The following is a 19,989-nucleotide window of genomic DNA, read 5'->3' on the forward strand; positions in this document are numbered from 1 at the left end:
GGGCGGTTTTTTCTATAATTGAGGAAGGGATGATTGGATGGACAAAAATGTAAAAGAGATTCATGCGGCAAATGCACGTTACGTCGAAACCTTCGGCGACAAGGGAGGTCTGTCGCATCATCCGGCGCGAAACATCGCCATTGTCACCTGTATGGACTGCCGCCTTGATCCTGCGAAGTTTGCGGGACTGGCAAAGGGCGATGCACACGTGATCCGCAACGCGGGCGGGCGCGTGACGGACGATGTCATCCGCTCCCTCCTCATCTCCTACAAGATGCTCGGGACAAAGGAATGGTTCGTGATTCAACACACACACTGCGGGATGATGGGCTTTACAAACGAGGAGGCACGGGAGCTCTTCGCGTCGGATGCCCATGTACACGGGATTGACGCGACTGAGGCGCATTACATCGACTTCATGCCGATCAGCGGTACGATCGAGGAGAACCTTGTGCGCGATGTGCGCCGTCTGCGGACGCATCCGCTCGTCCCTGCCTCCATTGTGATCCACGGCTATATCTATGACGTGCATACGGGACGGCTCATTGTCTGCGAGGAAGCGGAGAAAGTCGGCGCGGCGAAGTAAATTCAACCTCACCGGCTCATCGTTCCCATCCTCCCCTCGTCAACAAATCCTCCACATCCTCCTTGCTATGCGTCGGGTTTATTTCCTCGACAAGACAAAATCTGTACCAACCCGAAGGTCTATTTTATCAGTGATTCCCTAAACAACACAAACGAGGGTACTGCAATGTGCAGTACCCTCGTTTCATTGTCCATGTATTAGTCCAATATCTTCTTCCGCTTATTTTCCGTAGTGCGTTCGACAGGAAACAATCTCCAAGGTATTATTTCGAATGCGAAAGATAAACCGATGTTCTTTGTCAATGCGCTTGCTCCAACAGCCACGATAGCGATTTTCCTTCAACGGCTCGGGTCGTCCAATCCCCCTGTAACCATTTGCAATGGTATCTCGAATCAACTTCATGATACGTTCCACCGTTTTCGGTGCCGGAACACGCTTCCAGTATTCCAAATCAGCCTTCGCCTCGGGCGACAGTATAAACTTACTATGTAACGGCATTCATAAATCCCTCCAATTCCTGCATAGACATTTCAATCCCCTCTCCACGGTCAAGCTGGTCAAGCGAGCGCTCGATATGCGATAAATTTTCCTCTGAATCGAATGGATCAATCGGGGGCAATCCTACCTTAAACGGTATTGCCCTTTCCTGTGACACCTTTGCCGCAAACATCGTAAATGCCGATGTCAACGTAAGTCCCATCCCTTTGCAGATCTCCTCTGTTGTTTTTTTCAATTCCGCATCCATGCGGAAGCTAACCATTGCCTGAGCCATGATCGCTCCTTTCTATTTGTCATTTGATTTATTTTGATTTTATCATAGCTAGATGAAAAAGTCAACGATTATTTTCATTTCTATTCATATGCTATCATATCAATTCACATTCGTTCAATTCCCGCCGCACGTTCTGCCAATCCGGAAAATATCTGTCCATACGTGCATAGAAACGGGAATCGTGCCCGCGCACCCAGAGGTGCGTCAGTTCATGCGTGATAACGTAGCGCAGCGCACGCACATCGTACTGTGCGAGTTGGAGGTTCAGCGTAATCGCCGCTGTGCGGACGTTGCAGCTGCCCCAGCGCGTTGTCATCGCACGGATGCGCCAGCGTGCGGCACGCTTGCCGACGATGTTCTCGCATACGGGCGCTTCGCGCTCAATCGCCGCCGCGAGTTCCACACGGTAGAGTGCCTCGATTGCCGCACGGCGTACGTCCACATCCGCACATTTGGAAACGTGAAGGATAATGACATCGCCCTCGCACTGCGCATATGCTTTGCCGCACGGAAGCGTTTGACATCGAATGGTATATTCCTGTCCCCAAAGGCGTATCCGCTCACCCTCCGCGTACTGCGGCGCAGGCCTCTCCGCACGCACGCGCAAAAGCCGCAGACGATCGTCGATCCATGCACGTCTGCGGCTGACAAAATTCGCAAGTTCTCTCTGTGTTATCCGCTGCGGTACGCTCAGTTCGATGTGTCCGTCGCGGACGCGAAGGTAGAGGTTCTTGATATTCTTATAGCGGATGAGCGCGGGAATCCCGTCAAACGTGGTGTGCTGCTCCCGTACGACCCGCACACGCTTCCTCACAGCTGCCCACGCGCACGCATCGTGCGCATTTTCTGCGCGACGTTGTAGATCACGCTCAGATCCTCGCTGTCAAATGTGTACATCTCGTTGCAGAAATGGCATTTCACCTCTGCCCTGCCGTCGTCGCGCAGTGCACGCAGATCCGCCTCGCCGAGCGTCAGCAAACGGTCGGTGATGTAGTTCTTCGAGCAGTTGCAGCGAAATGCGAGGTCGGTGGCCGAAAGGATCTTCACATCGCCGAACCCGCCGAGAACCCTGCCGATGATGCCCGCAGCATCCAAGCCCTCCTCGACCATGTGGGAGACGGAGGAGATGCCCCGCAGGTTCTCCTCGATGCGGTCGATTACCTCTTCCGATGCCCCCGGCAGGGGTTGAAGGAAGAATCCACCCGCGCCGAGGCATTTCAGTTCAGGGCTGACGAGCACGCCAAGCCCGATGGAGGACGGTGTCTGCTCGGAGGTGTAGAGATAGTTGATGAGATCGTCGGCGATTTCGCCGCTGACAATATCCACGCTGCCCGTCACAGGCTCTTTCAGCCCTGTGAAACGCGTGACCGAGAGAATCCCCGCACCGATGCCGCCGCCCACGTCAATCTTGCCGAGCGCATTCAGCGGCAAATTGACGTGCGGATGATCGACAGAACCGCGCACAGAGCCGTCTGCTGTCGCATCCGCCGTCACCGTGCCGAGCGGCCCATCCCCCTTGAATTTGATCGTAACAGATTCCTTGTTCTTGAGATTCGCAGCGAGGAGCAGTGCACCCGTCATCGTGCGCCCGAGTGCCGCCGCCGCAACGGGGTAGCAGTCGTGTCGCCGCATCGCCTCGGCGACCACATCCGTCGTCACCGCCGCAAACGCACGCACCTCTCCATTTGCCGCCGTCGCCTTAATGAGTTGATCCATATGTATCCTTACCAATCGAGCGCGAGTTCGTGCAGAACATCGCCCGTATCTATGTCAAAAATCCGTATCGTACCATCCTCAAGGACGGCAACGGTATTCCGTCCGTCGGGACGCTTCGAGAGCGCAGCAGAGCCGGGATTGAGGAACACGGTATTGCCGCGTTTTTCAAGCACGTTGATGTGGACGTGACCGCTGATAAAGAGATCCGCCTTTAGATGCTGCGCCATCCGATCCTTTTCCGCATCGGTCATGACGGCATCGCCGTGTGTGACGATGATGCGCCGTCCCTCCCAAAAGGCGTAGGCATAGGGGGACATGAGAGGGACTTCAAGGCAGCTCGCATCCACATCAGAGTCGCAGTTGCCCTTGGCGATGACGACGGGGATCTCCGATGCGTTGATGCGCTCGATCAGCCCCATCGGATTGTAGTCCTCCTTCATCGGGTTGCGCGGTCCGTGGTAGGCAACATCGCCCGCATGAAGGATCAGATCCGCGCCCGTGAAGAATTTTTCACAGGCGCGTACCCATGCGCCCTCATGCCCGTGCGTGTCGCTGAGTATACCGATCTTCATCTACTCACAGCTTTCCGAGGAGACTTGCCATCTCCATCGCCGCCATTGCCGCATCCGCGCCCTTGTTGCCCGCCTTCGTGCCCGCGCGCTCAATCGCCTGCTCGATGTTCTCCGTCGTCACCACGCCGAAGATCGTCGGTACGCCCGTCTGAAGCCCAACCTGCGCCACGCCCTTCGACACCTCGTTACAGACGTAGTCATAGTGTGTTGTCGCGCCGCGAATGACCGCACCAAGACAGAGTACCGCGTTATATTTGCCGCTCTCCGCCATCTTCTTTGCCGCAAGCGGGATCTCGAACGCACCCGGCACCCACGCCACGTCAATATCGCTGTCTGCCGTCTCGTGACGGTGGAGCGTATCGAGTGCACCGCTCACAAGTTTCCCGACAATAAACTCGTTGAACCGTGCGGCAACAATGCCGAATTTGAGATTTTTTCCGCTGATATAGCCCTCAATGATGTTCGCCATATGATTTGCTCCTTACTCCTCCATCATCTTCACAAAACGATTGTGCGCCGATGTATTATAATATCCTAGCTTATGCAGGACATACCAATCCTCAATCATAGTTTCCTCAGCGACATGAAGCGCAGTCAGAACTGCTCCGGCAAATTCAAGAGGTGCAGAACCGTTTGCCGTAATGATGTTCTGATCGAAAACCGCCTGCTTCGCCTGATAGTTCTCTGCGCCCTTGTACTTCGTCCCCTTCCACTCTTGCAGTGCAGACAAGCGGTTGCCGGTATGCTTAACCGAGTTGAGTACACCGATGGATGCCAAAAATGCCGCCGCATCACAAATACCACCAAGCACTTTGCCGCTGTTCACACAGTGCTCGACCAGCGGGATTATCTGCCGGGCACGCTCTTCACGCCAACACAGCCCACCGATGAGCAGCAGAGCATCGTAATCCTTCGGTGCAGAATCCACCGTATAATCCGCCGTCGCATGGATGCCGCCGATGGAGGCTACAGGCTCTTCCGAAAGGGAAACTGTCTTGACCACGATTTTTCCCTGCCCAAGCATATGAATCCCCGTCGATACATACGCCGCTTCCCAATCCGCATACTGCTCCAGAAGAACCAATAAAACCGTTTTCATCGTCCGATTCCTTTCATGCGTTCCCCAATTCCTCATCACTGAGGATATGTCCCATCTTTTCCTTCTTCACCGTCATATATTTGCGGTCAAACTCATTTGCGTGCATGACAATCGGCACGCGCTCGACGATCTTCAGCCCGTAGCCCTCAAGCCCCGCACGCTTCGCAGGGTTGTTCGTCATGAGGCGGATGGTCGAAAGCCCGAGGTCGGCGAGAATCTGCGCCCCTAGCCCGTAGTCCCGCAGATCCGGCGCAAAGCCGAGTTCGACGTTCGCCTCGACCGTGTCGCGCCCCTGATCCTGCAAGGCGTAGGCACGCATCTTGTTCGCGAGCCCGATGCCGCGCCCCTCCTGCCGCACATAGAGGACGACGCCCTCGCCCGCCGCCTCGATCTGGCGCAGTGCCGCCGCGAGCTGATCGCCGCAGTCACAACGCATCGAGCCGAGCGCATCGCCCGTCAGACACTCCGAGTGCACGCGCACGAGCACGTTCTCCTTGCCGTGCACCTCCCCCTTGACAACGGCGAGATCACAACGGCTGTTGAGCGTGTTCTCGTACGCCAACAGACGGAAATGCCCGTATTTGCTCGGGAAATCCACGTTTGAGATACAGTGGACAAAGGTCTCCGTATGCTTGCGGTACTCGATGAGGTCGGCGATGGTAATAATGTTCAGCCCGTGCTTTTTTGCAAATTTCTTGAGCTCGGGCGTACGCATCATATGCCCGTCGTCCGCCATGATCTCACAGCACATACCCGCAGGGAACAGGCCCGCAAGCCGTGCGAGGTCAACGGTCGCCTCCGTGTGTCCCGCACGACGCAGAACGCCGCCCTCAACGGTGCGCAGGGGAAATACGTGTCCCGGACGGCGGAAGTGCGCGGGCTTTGCCTGAGGGTCGATCAGCATCTTCACCGTATGACAGCGCTCGAATGCCGAGATGCCCGTCGTGGTATCGTGCGCGTCAACGCTGACCGTGAATGCCGTTTCATGATTATCCGTATTGTTCTTCACCATCTGCCCGATCTCAAGCGCATCAAGGCGGCTGCCCGCAATCGGCGTACAGATCAGTCCGCGTGCCTCTGTCGCCATAAAATTGATATGCTCCGGCGTGAGCGTCTCGGCGGCGACGATAATATCGCCCTCGTTTTCGCGATCCTCATCGTCCACGACAACGACCATCTTGCCGCTTTTGATGTCCTCGACTGCCTGTTCAATCGTTGCAAAATCTGACATACTATCTCTCCTAAGAATTTGACTGTATTCCTGCAAATGCCTGCGGTGCGATGTCCCTAAGCGAACCCTAGTGGAGCAAGTGAGTAAAGCGTGCGGTACGCCCCGTCGGATTTCTTTCGTTCAAGCGAAGCGCGTTTAAGAAGTCCGACGGTATTTAAGCGTACAAGCACGCGATCACTTGCGCAACGAGGCGTTCGCGTGGGACTTGCACCGCAGAGAGAACGCCTATTACACCATGTTGTCTAAAATCCATGCTGTAAAAGGAAGTCCCGTGTAAGCCCTGCGCCCCATGCAGCAGCATTTTCGCCGCCGAGGAGTTTCAGCGCATATTTCCCAAGAATGTCCGTCTCGATGTTGAGCGGACTGCCCACGCGCTTCGCACCGAGATTCGTCACCGTGCGTGTGTGCGGAATCAGACTGACGGTAAAATCCGCTGTTCCTACCGCCGCGACCGTAAGACTGATCCCATCGAGAGCGACCGAACCCTTCTCGACAATCCCGCGCAGGATCTCCGTATCAGCAGAAATTGTCATCAAAATAGCGTTGCCCTCCGCGCGCATCTCCGCGATCTCGCCCACGCCGTCGATATGCCCGCTGACAAAGTGTCCGCCCAGACGCGTCGTCGGGAGCAGCGCACGCTCAAGATTGAGCGGCGCACCGTGGGTCAGCCCCGCGAGTGACGTGCGCCGAATCGTCTCCGGCATGACCGCCGCACGAAATCCGTGCGCATCGAACTGTGTCACCGTAAGGCAGATCCCATTGACGGCGATGCTGTCGCCGATGTGCGCGTCCGATTGAACGAGCTTTGCACCGATGGCAATATTGCCGCCCGAAAGTCCGCCAAATGTGCCGACCTCCTCAATAATTCCTGTAAACATTCCGCCCCCTCACTCTGCCGCACACGGATAGCCCGTGACAAGGATGTCCGCGCCCATCTGCTCGACGCTCACATCATGCAGGTGCAGCGCTGTCTGTGGGCTGTCGAAGCCCGTGCCGCCCACAGGCGTTTTTGCCGACGCGCCTCCCATCAGCATGGGGGCGATAAAGGCGTGCACCTTGTCCACATAGCCGCCCGCGAGGAATGACCAGTTGACCGTCCCGCCGCCCTCGACAAAAAGCGATGTGATCTCACGCGCACCGAGGTAGTCAAGCAGAGCGGCGATGTCCACACGCTCCGCACCGAGTGTCAGCGTTTCCACACCGCACGCATGAAGAAGCCTGACGCGCCGCTGATCGGCACGTTCACTCACGACGATCAAGGTCGGTGCTGCACAGTCCGTCACGAGTTTTGCATCGAGCGGCGTGCGCCCCTCACTGTCGAGCACGATGCGCAGGGGACTGTGCCCCGTACCATCCGGCAGACGCGCGGTAAGGCTCGGATCGTCAGCGAGAACCGTGCCAATCCCGACAAGAATGGCGTCGTATTCGTCACGGTACATATGCACACGTGCGCGTGCCGCCTCCCCCGTGATCCACTGCGATGCGCCCGTATGGCTTGCGATCTTGCCGTCGAGCGTCATTGCCGTCTTGAGCGTCACAAAGGGGCGTTTTTGCGTGATCCACTTGAGGAACACCTCATTCTGTCGCCGCGCCTCTGCCTCACACACGCCCGTTACAACTTCGATGCCCGCCTCCTTGAGAAGGACAAGCCCCCGTCCCGCAACGAGCGGATTCGGATCACAGAGCGCAACAACCACGCGCTTGATCCCCGCCGCAATCACCGCCTCAGCGCATGGCCCCGTACGCCCGTGATGGGCGCACGGTTCGAGCGTCACATAGAGGGTCGCGCCGCGTGCGAGTTCCCCCGCCATCCGTAGCGCATGAATTTCCGCGTGCGGCTCGCCCGCCGCACGATGCCACCCACTCGCGATGATCGTGCCATCCCGTACGATGACCGCGCCGACGAGCGGGTTCGGCGCCGTACGCCCGCGCGCGTACTCCGCGATCCGCAGAGCCTCGCGCATATAGGATTCGTCAATGTCGTTCATAGCAATCCCGTTCTGTTCTATGCCGTCTTGGCAGGTTGATGTTGTACTCCCCGCGAACGCTTAGTTGCGCAAGTGATCGTGCGCTTGTACGCTTAAATACCGTCGGACTTCTTAAACGCGCTTCGCTTGAACGAAAGAAATCCGACGGGGCGTACCCCGCACTTTACTCACTTGCTCCACTAAGGTTCGCTTGGGAGCACAACACAATTTGCAAAAACAAAATGCCGCCGGAAGAATCCTCCTCCGGCGGCACATAAATCGTCCCAAGAACGCACTGATAACATCTTATCTGTGCTTCCTTTCATAGACGCGCCTTTTCTCATCCAGACTGCGAAGGCAGCTGCCTTCTTCACTGTCGGCTTCGGAGTTTCACCGAATCGTGCCGCTCTCACGAGTGGCTTGCGGGCTGTACCGCCGGTGGGGATTTGCACCCCGCCTCAAAGAGCATCGTTCATCTGCTATTGTAACACTATGGATTCGTACTGTCAATCGTCAATCTTGACCGCGCCGCGCGTTTCCTCCGCACGCCGGACGACCTCATCGAGGCTGCCGCCGCAGACCGCAGTAATCGCCGCCACAACACTGCCCTCAACCACGGGGCAGTCTGCCACGCGCAGACGACGCTCCGACATCTCCTCAAGGATTGTCTCGACCGTGAGGATGGAGCTGCCCGCGTCCACGAGAATGACAACGCCATCCGCGCCGTACACCGCATTGATCGCCGCAACGATCCGCGCATAGCTCGTCCCGAAACCGCCGTCCTCCATGCCGCCCGCAATCGCAATGTGTGCGTCCTTTGCCATCATCCGGCAGGTCTCGGCGATGCCGTGCGCGAGTGTCGCGCTGTGCGTTACAATCACAAGTCCGACCATATCATTTTCTCCGCTGCAAATAGCCGCCAATGCCGCACACCGCGCCTGCGAGTGCCGCAGGAAGAAGGTGCTCCGCCTGCGGCAGCGCCGCCAAGATCATCACACCAATGGTACGGTCGTGTACGATCATCGTACCGCCCGTCCATCCGAGAATTGCCGTACCGAGCACGATGAGCACGGGATATTTCTCCATCAGCTTGCCGATCAGCTGACTGCCGCCCACCACGATGGGGATACTGATGAGAAGTCCGATCACAACAAGCAGAAAGTCGCCGTGCGACGCCCCCGCAATCGCGATCACATTGTCAATGCCCATTGCCGCATCCGCAACGATGATCGTCTTGACCGCGCCCGCGAACGTTTCCGCCGCCTCGATATGCGCCTCGCCGCCCGACGGTTTCATCAGCTTCACCGCAATCGGCAGCAGCACCAGCCCCCCGAGTGCCTGCAAGTAGGGCACGGAGAGCAGCTGCACCGCGAAATACGTCATGATGAGACGGACAACGATCGCCCCCGCCGTGCCGACGTAGATCGCACGATTTCGGAGGTGCGCGGGCAGCCGGTTCGATGCCATCGCAATGACGACGGCATTATCACCCGCGAGCACGAGATCGAGCACGATGATCGAAAAGAGTGCCACAAAGAACTGTGATGAAAAGAGTTCGACTTCCACGGTCTCTCCTTATTTTGCCATCATTTTTGCGAGCTTCTGCGCAAAGGCGACGGGATTCTCCGGCAGGATGCCCTCAATCAGCAGTGCCTGCGTATAGAGCAGGTCGCAGTAGTCCTTGAACTCCTCGCTGTCCTTGCCCGCCGCGTGCACCTCTTTCAGCTTCGCAAAGAGATCGTGATGCGGATTGATCTCAAGGATGCGCCGTGCCTTGAACATCGGATTGTTCATCTCGGCAAAGGTCTGCTCCATCGACAGCGACGGTCCCGCCTCATCCGCGACCAGACAGACCGCGCTTGAGCGCAGCCGCTGTGAGATCTTCACCTCGGCGATCTTATCCCCGATGGCTTCCTTCACATCCTTGATGAGATCGTCGTTCGCCTTGGCGATGTCCTCCGTTTCCTTCTTCGCCGCCTCGCTCTCCGCATCATCGAGACCCAAGTCGCCGCGGCTGATCGAATGGAAGTTTTTCCCCTCGTACTCATGCACCGTCTCAATCGCGAACTCATCCACGGGGTCGAGCAGGAACAGCACCTCCAACCCGCGCTCGCGCAGCTGCTCCATCTGCGGCAGCTGCTCAATCGTCGCCTGATCCTTCGCCGTCGCGTAGTAGATGCTCTTCTGGCTCTCGGGCATCCGCGCAACATACTCCTTGAGGGAGACGAGCGCCCCCTCCTTCGAGCTGTGGAAGAGCAGGAGATCCTTCAGCTTGTCCACCGTGTCGCGCCCCGCGTACATACTGTTGTAGACGCCGATCTTCAGCATACGGCCGTATTCGTTCCAGAACTTCTCGTAGTCCTCGCGGTTTTTCTCCAGTTTTTTGCCGAGCGTCTTGAGTACATTCTTCTCAAGCGCACGCCCGATGGTCTTGAGTTCACGGCTCTGCTGCAAGAGTTCACGCGAGATGTTGAGCGAGAGGTCGGGCGAGTCCACAAGCCCCTTGACGAAACGCAGGTAGTCCGGCAGGAGATCCTTGCACTTGTCCATGATGAACACATGGCGCGAGTAGAGCTGAATCCCCGGCTCATAGTCCGCCTGATAGAGGTTGAACGGCGCACGCGCGGGGATCTCAAGGAGTGCCGTGTACTCCACCGTGCCCTCTGCCTTCGTGTGGAACACCTCCATCGGTGCTTCCCACTCGTGGAACTGGTCACGGAAGAAATCGTTGTACTCCTCCGGCTTGATCTCGGACTTTGCACGCGTCCAGAGCGGCTGCATCGAGTTCAGCGTGCGCAGCTCCGTCTTTTTGATCTTCTCCGCGCCCTCGATGACCTTGCCCTCATCGTCGCGCGGCATCTCCTCCGTCGTGACGTTCATGCGAATCGGATAGCGCACATAGTCGGAGTATTTCTTCACGAGGCTTTCCAATGTGAACGTATCCGTATAGTCCGTCTCGCCCTCCGTGAACTCCTTCGCGAGATGGATCGTCACCGTCGTGCCGCGCGTCTCCTTCTCCGCGTCCTCAATCGTGTAGCTGCCGTCGCCCGCCGACTCCCAACGCGTCGCCTGCTGCTCACCCGCACGACGCGTTACGATCGTCACACGCTCCGCAACCATAAATGCCGAGTAGAAGCCAACGCCGAACTGCCCGATCAGCTCCTTGTCGGGTGTGCCGCCGCTTTCCTCCTTCGCCTTTGCGAGCTGCTCCATGAACGCCTTCGTGCCCGACTTTGCAATCGTGCCGATGTTCTCCACGACCTCCGCACGCGACATACCGATGCCGCTGTCCGAGATCGTCAGCGTCTTGCTCTCCTTGTCGGGCACGAGGAAAATCTCATAGTTCTCATCGCCCTCAAGCATATCGCGGTTCGTCAGGCTCTCGAAATGCAACTTGTCCATCGCATCCGACGCATTCGAAATCAGCTCGCGCAGGAAAATCTCGCGGTTCGTGTAGATCGAGTGGATCATCAGATCGAGCAGCTGCTTTGTCTCCGCTTGAAACTCAAACGTTTCCTTTGCCATAGTATCGTTCTCCCCTTGTATTCGATTATTTTGCATAGTTCTCTAAAGTATGCAATTCCAAACTGTGAATATAGTACACCAAAAATGACAAAAAGTCAAAAATAAGTTATTCACTGCAACAATTGAGTATCCGATGCAAAGATGCCTCCATACTGTACCGACCAAGAACGGCAGCGTGACCGCGTGCGGCAATGCGCTCGCGCTCATCTTCGTGCGCAAGATAATATGAAATCTTTTCGATCAGTTCCTCCGTCGAGCGAAAAATCGCCATGTCCTGCTCCGGCACAAGCCCCGCATAGTCCTCGCGTTCGTCAACGAGCTGAAAACTGCCCGTCGCCATGATCTCGAACGTGCGCGGATTGACCCCCTTATGTGCGGAGAGATGGATGTTCAGGCAGATTTTCGAGCGTGCATAGAGTTCCGCAGCCTCCTCCGGCAGCACCATGCCATTGGTAAGATATTTTGTGATGTATGGATATTTTCTCTGAAAGAGGTGCTTCTTCCAAAAATATCGCTCTTCATAAAACGGGCCATAAATTGCCATGCGCCATCCATTGCGCACGGCATGGGCAGCAGCCTGTTCCAAGATATGCAGACGATTTCGATACGGCGCCCCCATAAAGGCAATATCAATCTCCTTATCCCGGCGTGCCTCCACCCTCGCATATGCTGCGTTATATCCCACGGGACAATATGCAGCGGGGATCTGATACCGCTCCTGCAAAAACAGCACATCCCGTTTCTCAAAGACATAGATGCGATCACAATATGGGAAAAACGCCTCCCATCCTCCCTGACCAACAATGCTGTCCACGAGCCAGCACAGAATTTTCGGGGGGAGGGGTAAACGCTTGTTTGATTTTCTTTTGATCAACCTCGTCCAATATCGCCTTTGGGATATTGATGAACAGGATCACATCGGGATGAAACTTCTCCATCGTCCGATAAAGATTTTCCCGCCATTGGTGAAGGTAACGCTCCCGCCCCTGATGAAAGCCGAGTTTATCCAGTTTCTTCTCGGCGTACGAACATATTTCCCGATACGGCTCAGTTGGAAAGAAACGCACGATATGTCCCATTTTCTCAAGCGTCTCTGTGATATGCAAGAAGCCATCAAATCGCGCCGACATAACACATACAATATGCATTCCGATCTCCTATCCTTGCGTCCCCCATGCTCGGCTTTTCATGAGGACATAACCTCCCGCATCAGATTCTCCCACTTTGTCCAGATGATCTTGGGGGCATAGGCGCGCATGGATACACGCGCCGCATTCCCCATCTTCACGCGTAAATTGCGGTCACGCATAAGGATTGTCATTTTCTCCGCGAGGGGTTCTGCCCCGTCTGCTGCAAGCAGCCCATTCACACCATCATCAATCAGTTCGGCGACAGAAACACAACTTTGATAGCCGATCAGCGGCAATCCCATGCTCATCGCCTCCGTATGCGCAAGGCTGAAACCTTCGTATGCACTCGGCGCAACACAGAGATCAGCGCCCTGTAACACGCGCGGGATTTCCGCCGTCGTCCCGCAAAACAAAATGCGATCTTCCAGACCTGCCGCCGCAATCATCCGCAGCATTTCCTTCTGATAGCTTTTGCTGTCCTCTGCTCCCCAGAGTTCGAGCGTCCAGTCGGGGAACTCTGCCGCAATCTTACAAAATGCCGCAATCAAGAGATGCGGGCGCTTGTGGTTGCGTACCATACGCCCAATAAAGATGATCTTGTACATCTCTTTTTCACGCGCCAAATCCGCCTGCTCCGTATACTGAGGAACGACGTTGCCGATGGGAACGACGCGCACGTTTGGGATGTATTTTTGCACACGCTCGGCAAAGCCCGGCAGGAGCACTTGGAACACGGCACAGCGTTCGAGTGCGGGCAGTTCCTCCTTCGGATGGGTCTGAAACAGATCCACGGGATCGCCGTGCGACATGATAATGACGGGCGTTTCGATCCGAAGATCACAGAGGAGCATCTTTGCCGAGCTCGTTTGAAAACAGATAATGACATCGGGCTGTACCTCATCCAGTACCGCCGCCATATTCTTTTGGATGTGTTTCGCAAAAAATTCATCGTTGACGCTGCGTCCATATCGCTGTCCGAATGCACGCAGCACCTCGCGCTTGATCTTGAGCGCGGTCGGGAACGTGCAGTGTGTCCCGCGAAAATGCTGGAGATTGTACGCCGTCACACGTTCGTCCAGCGGATAGAAAAACGCCCCCTCACGGTCGTCCGTGTAGACCGTCGTCACCGTATGCCCGCGCCGCACCATCTCATTCGCAAACGCGACATTCACCTTCGCCGCTCCGCCCGTATCTCCGACCATCTTTGAGAAATTCGCCAGCAGTATCCGCATGTGATGCTCCAATTCCATTCATTTCCGTTCCATCAGGATAAATTTATTGTAACAAATCCGAAAGTCTTTCGCAAATATCTCCGCGCATTTACACATCAAAATCTTTACCTCTGCATAATCCATTTTCTCTCCCTCTATGCTATAATGAACGCAGTTTTAGGCATTCTGCTCGAAAGAACGGAGGGTTATCATGAAGCATTTTTCATTGGGTTCACTCGTATGCGCGGCAATATTTGCCCTCGCGCTGGTGATTCCGACGGGGACGGCATCCGCCGAGGAGGCAGTGCCGACGCTGACGATGAACGGGGTCGGCTCGGCTCAGATCGCGCCCGATATGGCGGAGGTCACGCTCGGCGTTGTAACGGAGGCAAAGGATGCGGCACGGGCGCACGCGGACAATGCGGCACAGGCGGCACGCGTACAGAACGCGGTAAAGGCGCTCGGCATCGCAGAGCGCGACATTCAGACGACACGCTATGATTTCGAGCCGGTCTACGATGTGAAGGACAATGGGCGCAGTGTGACGACGGGCTATACAGTAACGAACGCGGTCGTCGTGAAGGTGCGCAACCTCGCCAATGTAGGCAAGGTGATTGATGCTGCACTCGCAAACGGCGCGAACCGTGTGGACTCCCTCGAATTCTCGGCGAGTGACCCGCGTGCGGCAAAGAGTGCCGCGCTTGCCGATGCGGCGCGTGACGCACGCAGCAAGGCGGATGCCGTGGCGCGTGCGCTCGGTGTCCGTATCGTCCGCGTGCTGAATGTCTATGCAGATGCACAGTCCCATACGCCGCGCAACTATATGCCGATGATGATGGCAAAGGAGGCGTACGATGCCGCAACGCCGATTGCGGCGGGGGAGCTGTCCTATGAAGCCTCGGTGAACATCTCCTATGTCATCGAGTAAGCGGGCGCGTGTTTCTGCGGTCGAGGCGATTCGCGGTATCTCCATGATGGGCGTGATCGGCATCCACATCGGTGCAGAGTACCTTGCGAATCCATCGCCGAACATTCATCTTGTGGCGCTTTTTGACATCGGTACGCGCTTTGCCGTGCCGATTTTTTTCTTTATCTCGGCGTTCGGCCTCTTCTACGGGCAGTCGCCGTCTGCGCCGTTCTCCTACCGCGATTTCCTCGTGCGGCGCGGACGCGCGGTCATGATCCCCTATCTCGTATGGTCGCTTTTCTATCTCCTCCATGATGCATACGTCTACGGGGTGGGCTTCCCGCCGATCACCGCACTGCCGGGGATTCTCTTCTTCGGCAATGCAAAATATCAACTCTACTTCATGGTGATCCTGATCTGGTTCTATCTGCTGATGCCGCTCTGGCGCGTTCTCCTCGCGCGTATGACCCTGCCGCTGCTCGCGGCGATTCTCCTCGTGCAGGTCGCATTTGACTACTGGTCGAGCTTTGATACGGCGTTCAATCTCTACGTCTACGCTCTGCCCGAGGGGACGCTGCTGCGTGCGCTGCTCTTCTATCGGCTGAACTACTGGGTCATGCACTACGTCTTTATCTTCCTGCTCGGCGGATATGTCGCGCTGCATTTTGGCGCGTTCCGCGCGTGGATGGAACGCAATACGGTGCGGCTCTATGCGTTCGCCATCCTCAGCCTCGCCGCCCTCCTCGCGTGGTACTACAAGCTGCTGCTCGTGGATGGATACACACCGCTCGAAGGGATCTACACGGCGCATCAGCTCTCGCCGCTCGGCATCCTCTACACCATCGGTGCCACGCTCGCGCTCTTTGCGTTCTTTACCCGACTGGGGACGGAGAACATTCTTGGGCGCACATTTCAACTCCTCGGAAAACACTCCTATTTTATCTATCTTGGACATCCGATTGCAATCACCTACCTGCTCATGGCGATTCACGGAAGCGGTCACGTCCTCACCGCGCCGCTTGCGCTCGCAATGTATGCGGCGACGCTCGTGCTGACGCTCCTAGGTGCGATTGTTGTACGGAGGATTGGTGAGCGCGTACCAATCGTAAATGAGCTGACGATCGGACTGAAGCCGAAAAAGTAAATTGACAGTGCAAAAGGCTGCCGCCGAAGATAATTCTTCGTGCGACAGCCTTTTCTTATGCTTTGCGTGGAGCACACATGGCAGAGTTTGTATTAAGACTTACAGCCCTGCTTCTTTCTTCAGCAGCTCCGCCTTGTCCGTCTTTTCCCATGGCAGATCGACATCCGTGCGGCCGAAATGTCCGTACGCCGCCGTCTGGCGATAGATGGGACGGCGGAGATCCAGCATCTTGATGATGCCCGCAGGACGCAGATCAAACGTCTTCTGAACAAGCGCGACGATCTTCTCCTCGTCGATCTTGCCCGTACCGAACGTGTCGACCATGATGGAGACGGGATGTGCAACACCGATGGCATACGCAAGCTGAATCTCCACACGATCCGCAAGCCCCGCCGCAACGATGTTCTTTGCGACATAGCGCGCCGCATACGCCGCGCTGCGGTCAACCTTCGTGGGATCCTTGCCCGAGAACGCACCGCCGCCGTGACGCGCCCATCCGCCGTAGGTATCGACAATGATCTTGCGCCCCGTGAGCCCCGAGTCGCCGTGCGGGCCGCCAATGACGAACTTGCCCGTCGGGTTGACGAAATACTTTGTTTCCGCACGCAGCAGCTCCGCCGGAACGATCTCCTTGATGATCTTTTCGATCATATCCTTGCGGATGGTCTCAAGATCAACCGCCTCGTCGTGCTGCGTGGAAATAACGATGGTATCGACGTAGACGGGCCTGCCGTCCTCATACGCCACTGTAACCTGCGTCTTGCCGTCGGGGCGCAGATACTTCAGCTCACCGCTCTTGCGTACGTCTGTGAGACGGCGTGCGAGCTTATGCGCGAGAACAGTTGTGAGCGGCATATACTCGGGCGTTTCGTTCGTCGCATAGCCGAACATCATGCCCTGATCGCCCGCACCAATCGCCTCTGCAGCGTCCATCTTGCCTTCGCGCGACTCAATCGCCTGATTGACCCCCTGCGCGATGTCAGGCGACTGCTCGTCAAGCGAGACGAGAATGCCGCAGGTGTCGGCATCGAAGCCGTAGCTGGCGTTCGTATAACCGACCTCACGCACCGTCTGGCGGATGATCTTCGGAATATCGACATAGCAGGTGGTCGAGATCTCACCGACGACGTGCGCCTGTCCCGTCGTAACGAGGGTCTCACACGCAACACGCCCCTGCGGATCCTGCGCGAGGATGGCGTCGAGAATGCTGTCCGAGATCTGATCGGCGAGTTTGTCGGGATGACCCTCGGTGACAGACTCGGATGTAAAGAGCATCTTCTTCATTTAGAACCTCCCTTAGTTCGTAAAAATAGATGGATAAGGATAACCTCACTAAGAAAGCCTCCCCTAAGACAAGGGAGGCCGGAACTGCCACTCTCATCTCATAGGCGCTCGCCTATAGGAATTGGCACCGTTGACACATACGTCATGGTTGCCGCAGCTTCATCGGGCCATTCCCTCCACTGCTCTGGATGAGGTATATTCACTTCTATGTTTCGCATTGTAACGAATGCGCGCCGCGTTGTCAAGGACTATTTTCACAGGCATACACAATTATTGAGCAAGTCCCACGCGAACGCCTCGTTACGCAAGTGATCGTGCGCTTGTACGCTTAAATACCGTCGGACTTCTTAAACGCGCTTCGCTTGAACGAAAGAAATCCGACGGGGCGTACCGCGCTCTTTACTCACTTACTCCACTAGGGTTCGCTTTGGGACTTCGCTCAACGTAGAAGATTCATCCCCGCTTCTGAAACGTCTCTTCCAACCTGTCGAGAATCACGCCCGCAAGCGCCGCCTTTGCCATGAGCGGATGATCCTCCGCGCGTCCGTCCGCATAGAAAATCTGCACATGATTCGTCGGCACGCCGAACCCCGCATCCTGCTCCGCGACATTATTCGCGACAATAAAGTCGAGGTTCTTCTTCGCGAGTTTCCCGCGTGCATATTCCGCGACGTTCTGGGTCTCCGCCGCAAAGCCGACGAGGATCTGATGTTTCTTTTGTTGTCCGAGCTCATAGAGGATGTCGGGGTTACGCGTGAGCTTGAGCGTGAGTTCGCCGTCCGATTTCTTGATTTTGTGTTCTGCCATCTCTGCGGGACGATAGTCCGCCACCGCCGCCGCCTTGATGACCGCATCCACGCCGTCATACTCCGCGCGTACCGCCGCGTGCATATCACGCGCACTCCGCACATCCACACGCCGCACGCCCGTCGGTGTTGCGAGCGGTGTCGGTCCTGCGACGAGAATCACCTCCGCGCCGCGCCGCGCCGCCTCGGCGGCGACGGCGAAGCCCATGCGCCCCGTCGAGCGGTTGCCGAGGAAGCGCACGGGGTCGAGTGCCTCCTCCGTCCCCGCCGCCGTCACGAGGATGCGCCGCCCTGCAAGGCTTTGCCCATGCGCGAAATGGTTCTCGACGACACGCACAACCTCCACGGGCTCGGGCAGACGTCCCGCCCCCGTTGTGCCACACGCGAGCTGTCCCACGGCGGGCGGGATGATCGTCGCGCCGCGCTCTGTCAAGCGACGTACATTTTCCTGCGTGACGGAATTCTCCCACATGCCCGTATTCATCGCGGGCGCAATGATGAGCGGCGCACGCGTCGCGAGGACAAACGTCGTCAGCATATCATCCGCCATCCCTGCCGCCGCCTTTGCAATAAAATTCGCCGTTGCAGGCGCGACCAGAACGAGCTCCGCGAACGCCGCGAGTGCAATGTGCGCGACATGATGCTGCGGCTCCCCCCACATTGTCTCCGCGACGGGCTGTCCCGTGATCTCGCGAAACGTGAGCGGCGTGACAAAGGAGGTCGCTGCACGCGTCATGACGACGCGCACATCTGCGCCCGCCTTTTTGAGACGGCTTGCGACCTCCACCGCCTTGTATGCGGCGATGCCGCCCGTCACACCAAGGACGATGCGCCGCCCCGCGAGTGCGCCCACGTCAGACACTCTCTGTGCAGAGGTCATAGCTGATCTTGCCCTCCGCGATCTCCTCAAACGCATTCGTGACATTCTTCGTCGAACGCGCACGCTCGGACTTCACGGGATCTCCCTCCAGCAGCTGGCGTGCACGCTTCGCCGCGAGCACCACCACACCATAGCGGCTGTCCACCTTCGTCAGCAGCTCATCCGTCGACGGATTGACCATACCGATTTCCACATTCGTTTTCATACCGTACCTCTTATCTTCCATTTCTACAGTGCAACACCCCGAAGCGTTTCCGGGCAAAACACGCAATCACCTGCGTGACGAGGCGTTCGCGTGGAACGTGCATCGTAAGGCTTCAAATTTCAAACTGCGCCGGATCCATATCCGCACGCAGACGCTCCGCCGCGAGAATCGTCTGAATCCGATCCGTCGCAGCCTCCACCGTATCGTTGAGCACGGCGTAGCGGTAACGCTTTCCGAGCCGAATCTCATCGCGTGCCGCCGCAAGGCGACGCGCAAGGCTCTCCTCCGACTCCGTCCCGCGCCCTGTGATGCGACGGCGCAGTTCCTCAAGCGAGGGCGGCAGGAGAAAGATGAACGTCCCGTCGGGGCAGCGCTCCATCACATTCAATGCGCCCTGCGTGTCGATTTCGAGCAGGATGTCCTCGCCCACCGCACGCCGCGCCTCAATCGACGCGAGCGGCGTACCGTAGTAGTTGCCGTACACATCCGCATACTCAAGGAACTCGCCCGCCGCAATCATTTTCTCAAACTCTGCACGCGTGCGAAAATAGTATTCACGTCCGTCCTGCTCCCCCGCACGCGGTGCGCGGGAGGTCGCGGAAACAGAGTAGGCAAGCCCCCGTTCGCGTGCGAGCAGTTCCTTGCAGACCGTCCCTTTTCCCGTCCCCGATGCACCCGAAATTACAATGAGAAGCCCCTTTTTCACTCTGCTGCCTCCTTTGCGCTCGTCATGCGCCCCGCAATCGTCTCCGGCAAAAGTGCCGAGAGTACAATGTGACCGCTGTCCAGTACGATGACGGCACGCGTCCGCCGCTTATACGTCGCATCGATGAGCCGTCCCGCATCCCGCGCATCCTGCACCATACGCTTGACGGACATGGAACTTGGTGCGACGATGGCGACCATGCGCCCCGCGAGAACGATGTCGCCGAACCCGATACTGACCGTCTCCAT

24 protein-coding genes and 2 riboswitches are annotated in these 19,989 nt (G+C 57.1%); of the genes, 3 read left to right on the plus strand and 21 right to left on the minus strand.

Going from position 1 to position 19,989, the window contains the following annotated elements; translation table 11 throughout:
* Nucleotides 1-37 precede the first annotated feature (37 nt).
* Nucleotides 38-586 (plus strand): beta-class carbonic anhydrase, encoded by a 549-nt coding sequence (locus QU667_RS08845; protein WP_304986827.1) that lies wholly within the window; start codon nt 38-40, stop codon nt 584-586.
* A 219-nt stretch (nt 587-805) separates the two neighbouring features.
* On the opposite strand, the gene QU667_RS11605 is transcribed toward QU667_RS08845, so the two are convergent.
* The 16 genes from QU667_RS11605 to QU667_RS08920 all read right to left on the minus strand — a co-directional run bounded on the left by QU667_RS11605 (nt 806) and on the right by QU667_RS08920 (nt 13,830).
* Complete coding sequence (locus tag QU667_RS11605; RefSeq protein WP_343749045.1) at nt 806-1,084, minus strand: Txe/YoeB family addiction module toxin; 279 nt, start codon at nt 1,082-1,084, stop codon at nt 806-808.
* Nucleotides 1,071-1,358, minus strand: coding sequence for a type II toxin-antitoxin system RelB/DinJ family antitoxin (locus QU667_RS08850; protein WP_304986828.1), 288 nt, complete (start codon nt 1,356-1,358; stop codon nt 1,071-1,073). Before QU667_RS08850 ends, QU667_RS11605 begins: the two co-directional genes overlap by 14 nt.
* A 94-nt stretch (nt 1,359-1,452) precedes the next feature.
* Nucleotides 1,453-2,172 (minus strand): M48 family metallopeptidase, encoded by a 720-nt coding sequence (locus QU667_RS08855; protein WP_304986829.1) that lies wholly within the window; start codon nt 2,170-2,172, stop codon nt 1,453-1,455.
* The gene (gene hslO, locus QU667_RS08860) at nt 2,169-3,074 is read right to left on the minus strand and encodes an Hsp33 family molecular chaperone HslO (RefSeq protein ID WP_304986830.1); all 906 of its coding nucleotides are present in this window, start codon (nt 3,072-3,074) and stop codon (nt 2,169-2,171) included. The genes QU667_RS08855 and hslO overlap by 4 nt, the downstream gene beginning before the upstream one ends.
* A gap of 8 nt (nt 3,075-3,082) precedes the next feature.
* Nucleotides 3,083-3,646: a phosphodiesterase gene (gene yfcE, locus QU667_RS08865; protein WP_304986831.1), complete on the minus strand. Its 564-nt coding sequence runs from the start codon at nt 3,644-3,646 to the stop codon at nt 3,083-3,085.
* Between the two features lie 4 nt (nt 3,647-3,650).
* Nucleotides 3,651-4,115, minus strand: a complete 465-nt coding sequence (gene ribH, locus QU667_RS08870) for a 6,7-dimethyl-8-ribityllumazine synthase (protein WP_304986832.1) — start codon at nt 4,113-4,115, stop codon at nt 3,651-3,653.
* A 12-nt stretch (nt 4,116-4,127) separates the two neighbouring features.
* Complete coding sequence (locus tag QU667_RS08875; RefSeq protein WP_304986833.1) at nt 4,128-4,745, minus strand: DJ-1/PfpI family protein; 618 nt, start codon at nt 4,743-4,745, stop codon at nt 4,128-4,130.
* Between the two features lie 13 nt (nt 4,746-4,758).
* Nucleotides 4,759-5,976 carry a bifunctional 3,4-dihydroxy-2-butanone-4-phosphate synthase/GTP cyclohydrolase II gene (locus QU667_RS08880; RefSeq protein WP_304986834.1) on the minus strand — a complete coding sequence of 406 codons (1,218 nt, stop codon included), beginning with the start codon at nt 5,974-5,976 and terminating at the stop codon, nt 4,759-4,761.
* Between the two features lie 242 nt (nt 5,977-6,218).
* Nucleotides 6,219-6,854, minus strand: coding sequence for a riboflavin synthase (locus tag QU667_RS08885; RefSeq protein WP_304986835.1), 636 nt, complete (start codon nt 6,852-6,854; stop codon nt 6,219-6,221).
* A gap of 9 nt (nt 6,855-6,863) precedes the next feature.
* Nucleotides 6,864-7,964, minus strand: coding sequence for a bifunctional diaminohydroxyphosphoribosylaminopyrimidine deaminase/5-amino-6-(5-phosphoribosylamino)uracil reductase RibD (gene ribD / locus QU667_RS08890; RefSeq protein WP_304986836.1), 1,101 nt, complete (start codon nt 7,962-7,964; stop codon nt 6,864-6,866).
* Nucleotides 7,965-8,271: 307 nt separating this feature from the next.
* A riboswitch (FMN riboswitch) is annotated at nt 8,272-8,412 on the minus strand.
* 37 nt (nt 8,413-8,449) lie between these two features.
* Complete coding sequence (gene dhaM, locus QU667_RS08895; protein ID WP_304986837.1) at nt 8,450-8,836, minus strand: dihydroxyacetone kinase phosphoryl donor subunit DhaM; 387 nt, start codon at nt 8,834-8,836, stop codon at nt 8,450-8,452.
* A 1-nt stretch (nt 8,837) separates the two neighbouring features.
* Nucleotides 8,838-9,509, minus strand: coding sequence for a TerC family protein (locus QU667_RS08900; protein WP_304986838.1), 672 nt, complete (start codon nt 9,507-9,509; stop codon nt 8,838-8,840).
* Nucleotides 9,510-9,518: 9 nt separating this feature from the next.
* Nucleotides 9,519-11,468, minus strand: coding sequence for a molecular chaperone HtpG (gene htpG, locus QU667_RS08905; RefSeq protein WP_304986839.1), 1,950 nt, complete (start codon nt 11,466-11,468; stop codon nt 9,519-9,521).
* A gap of 106 nt (nt 11,469-11,574) precedes the next feature.
* A complete protein-coding gene (locus QU667_RS08910) occupies nt 11,575-12,282 on the minus strand; it encodes a CgeB family protein (protein ID WP_304986840.1) in 708 nt (235 codons plus the stop codon).
* Nucleotides 12,230-12,598, minus strand: coding sequence for a hypothetical protein (locus tag QU667_RS08915; RefSeq protein ID WP_304986841.1), 369 nt, complete (start codon nt 12,596-12,598; stop codon nt 12,230-12,232). Before QU667_RS08915 ends, QU667_RS08910 begins: the two co-directional genes overlap by 53 nt.
* 56 nt (nt 12,599-12,654) lie before the next feature.
* Complete coding sequence (locus tag QU667_RS08920; RefSeq protein ID WP_304986842.1) at nt 12,655-13,830, minus strand: glycosyltransferase; 1,176 nt, start codon at nt 13,828-13,830, stop codon at nt 12,655-12,657.
* A 190-nt stretch (nt 13,831-14,020) separates the two neighbouring features.
* Here QU667_RS08920 and QU667_RS08925 point away from each other — a divergent pair, with 190 nt between their 5' ends.
* Together QU667_RS08925 and QU667_RS08930 are read left to right on the plus strand one after the other, a co-directional pair.
* Nucleotides 14,021-14,737, plus strand: coding sequence for an SIMPL domain-containing protein (locus tag QU667_RS08925; protein ID WP_304986843.1), 717 nt, complete (start codon nt 14,021-14,023; stop codon nt 14,735-14,737).
* Entirely contained in the window at nt 14,724-15,860 is a 1,137-nt protein-coding gene (locus tag QU667_RS08930) for an acyltransferase (RefSeq protein WP_304986844.1), read from the plus strand. The genes QU667_RS08925 and QU667_RS08930 overlap by 14 nt, the downstream gene beginning before the upstream one ends.
* Before the next feature lie 99 nt (nt 15,861-15,959).
* Here the strand turns inward: QU667_RS08930 and metK are convergent, their stop codons facing one another.
* The 5 genes from metK to QU667_RS08955 form a co-directional block, all read right to left on the minus strand.
* Entirely contained in the window at nt 15,960-17,144 is a 1,185-nt protein-coding gene (metK, locus tag QU667_RS08935; RefSeq protein WP_304986845.1) for a methionine adenosyltransferase, read from the minus strand.
* A 90-nt stretch (nt 17,145-17,234) separates the two neighbouring features.
* A riboswitch (SAM riboswitch) is annotated at nt 17,235-17,339 on the minus strand.
* Nucleotides 17,340-17,597: 258 nt separating this feature from the next.
* Nucleotides 17,598-18,803 carry a bifunctional phosphopantothenoylcysteine decarboxylase/phosphopantothenate--cysteine ligase CoaBC gene (coaBC, locus tag QU667_RS08940; protein WP_304988444.1) on the minus strand — a complete coding sequence of 402 codons (1,206 nt, stop codon included), beginning with the start codon at nt 18,801-18,803 and terminating at the stop codon, nt 17,598-17,600.
* A gap of 1 nt (nt 18,804) precedes the next feature.
* Nucleotides 18,805-19,035 (minus strand): DNA-directed RNA polymerase subunit omega, encoded by a 231-nt coding sequence (rpoZ, locus tag QU667_RS08945; RefSeq protein ID WP_006692894.1) that lies wholly within the window; start codon nt 19,033-19,035, stop codon nt 18,805-18,807.
* Between the two features lie 112 nt (nt 19,036-19,147).
* The gene (gmk, locus tag QU667_RS08950) at nt 19,148-19,741 is read right to left on the minus strand and encodes a guanylate kinase (RefSeq protein ID WP_304986846.1); all 594 of its coding nucleotides are present in this window, start codon (nt 19,739-19,741) and stop codon (nt 19,148-19,150) included.
* Nucleotides 19,738-19,989, minus strand: coding sequence for a DUF370 domain-containing protein (locus QU667_RS08955; RefSeq protein ID WP_304986847.1), 252 nt, complete (start codon nt 19,987-19,989; stop codon nt 19,738-19,740). Before QU667_RS08955 ends, gmk begins: the two co-directional genes overlap by 4 nt.

The organism is Selenomonas dianae, from assembly GCF_030644225.1.
Taxonomy (GTDB): domain Bacteria; phylum Bacillota; class Negativicutes; order Selenomonadales; family Selenomonadaceae; genus Centipeda; species Centipeda dianae.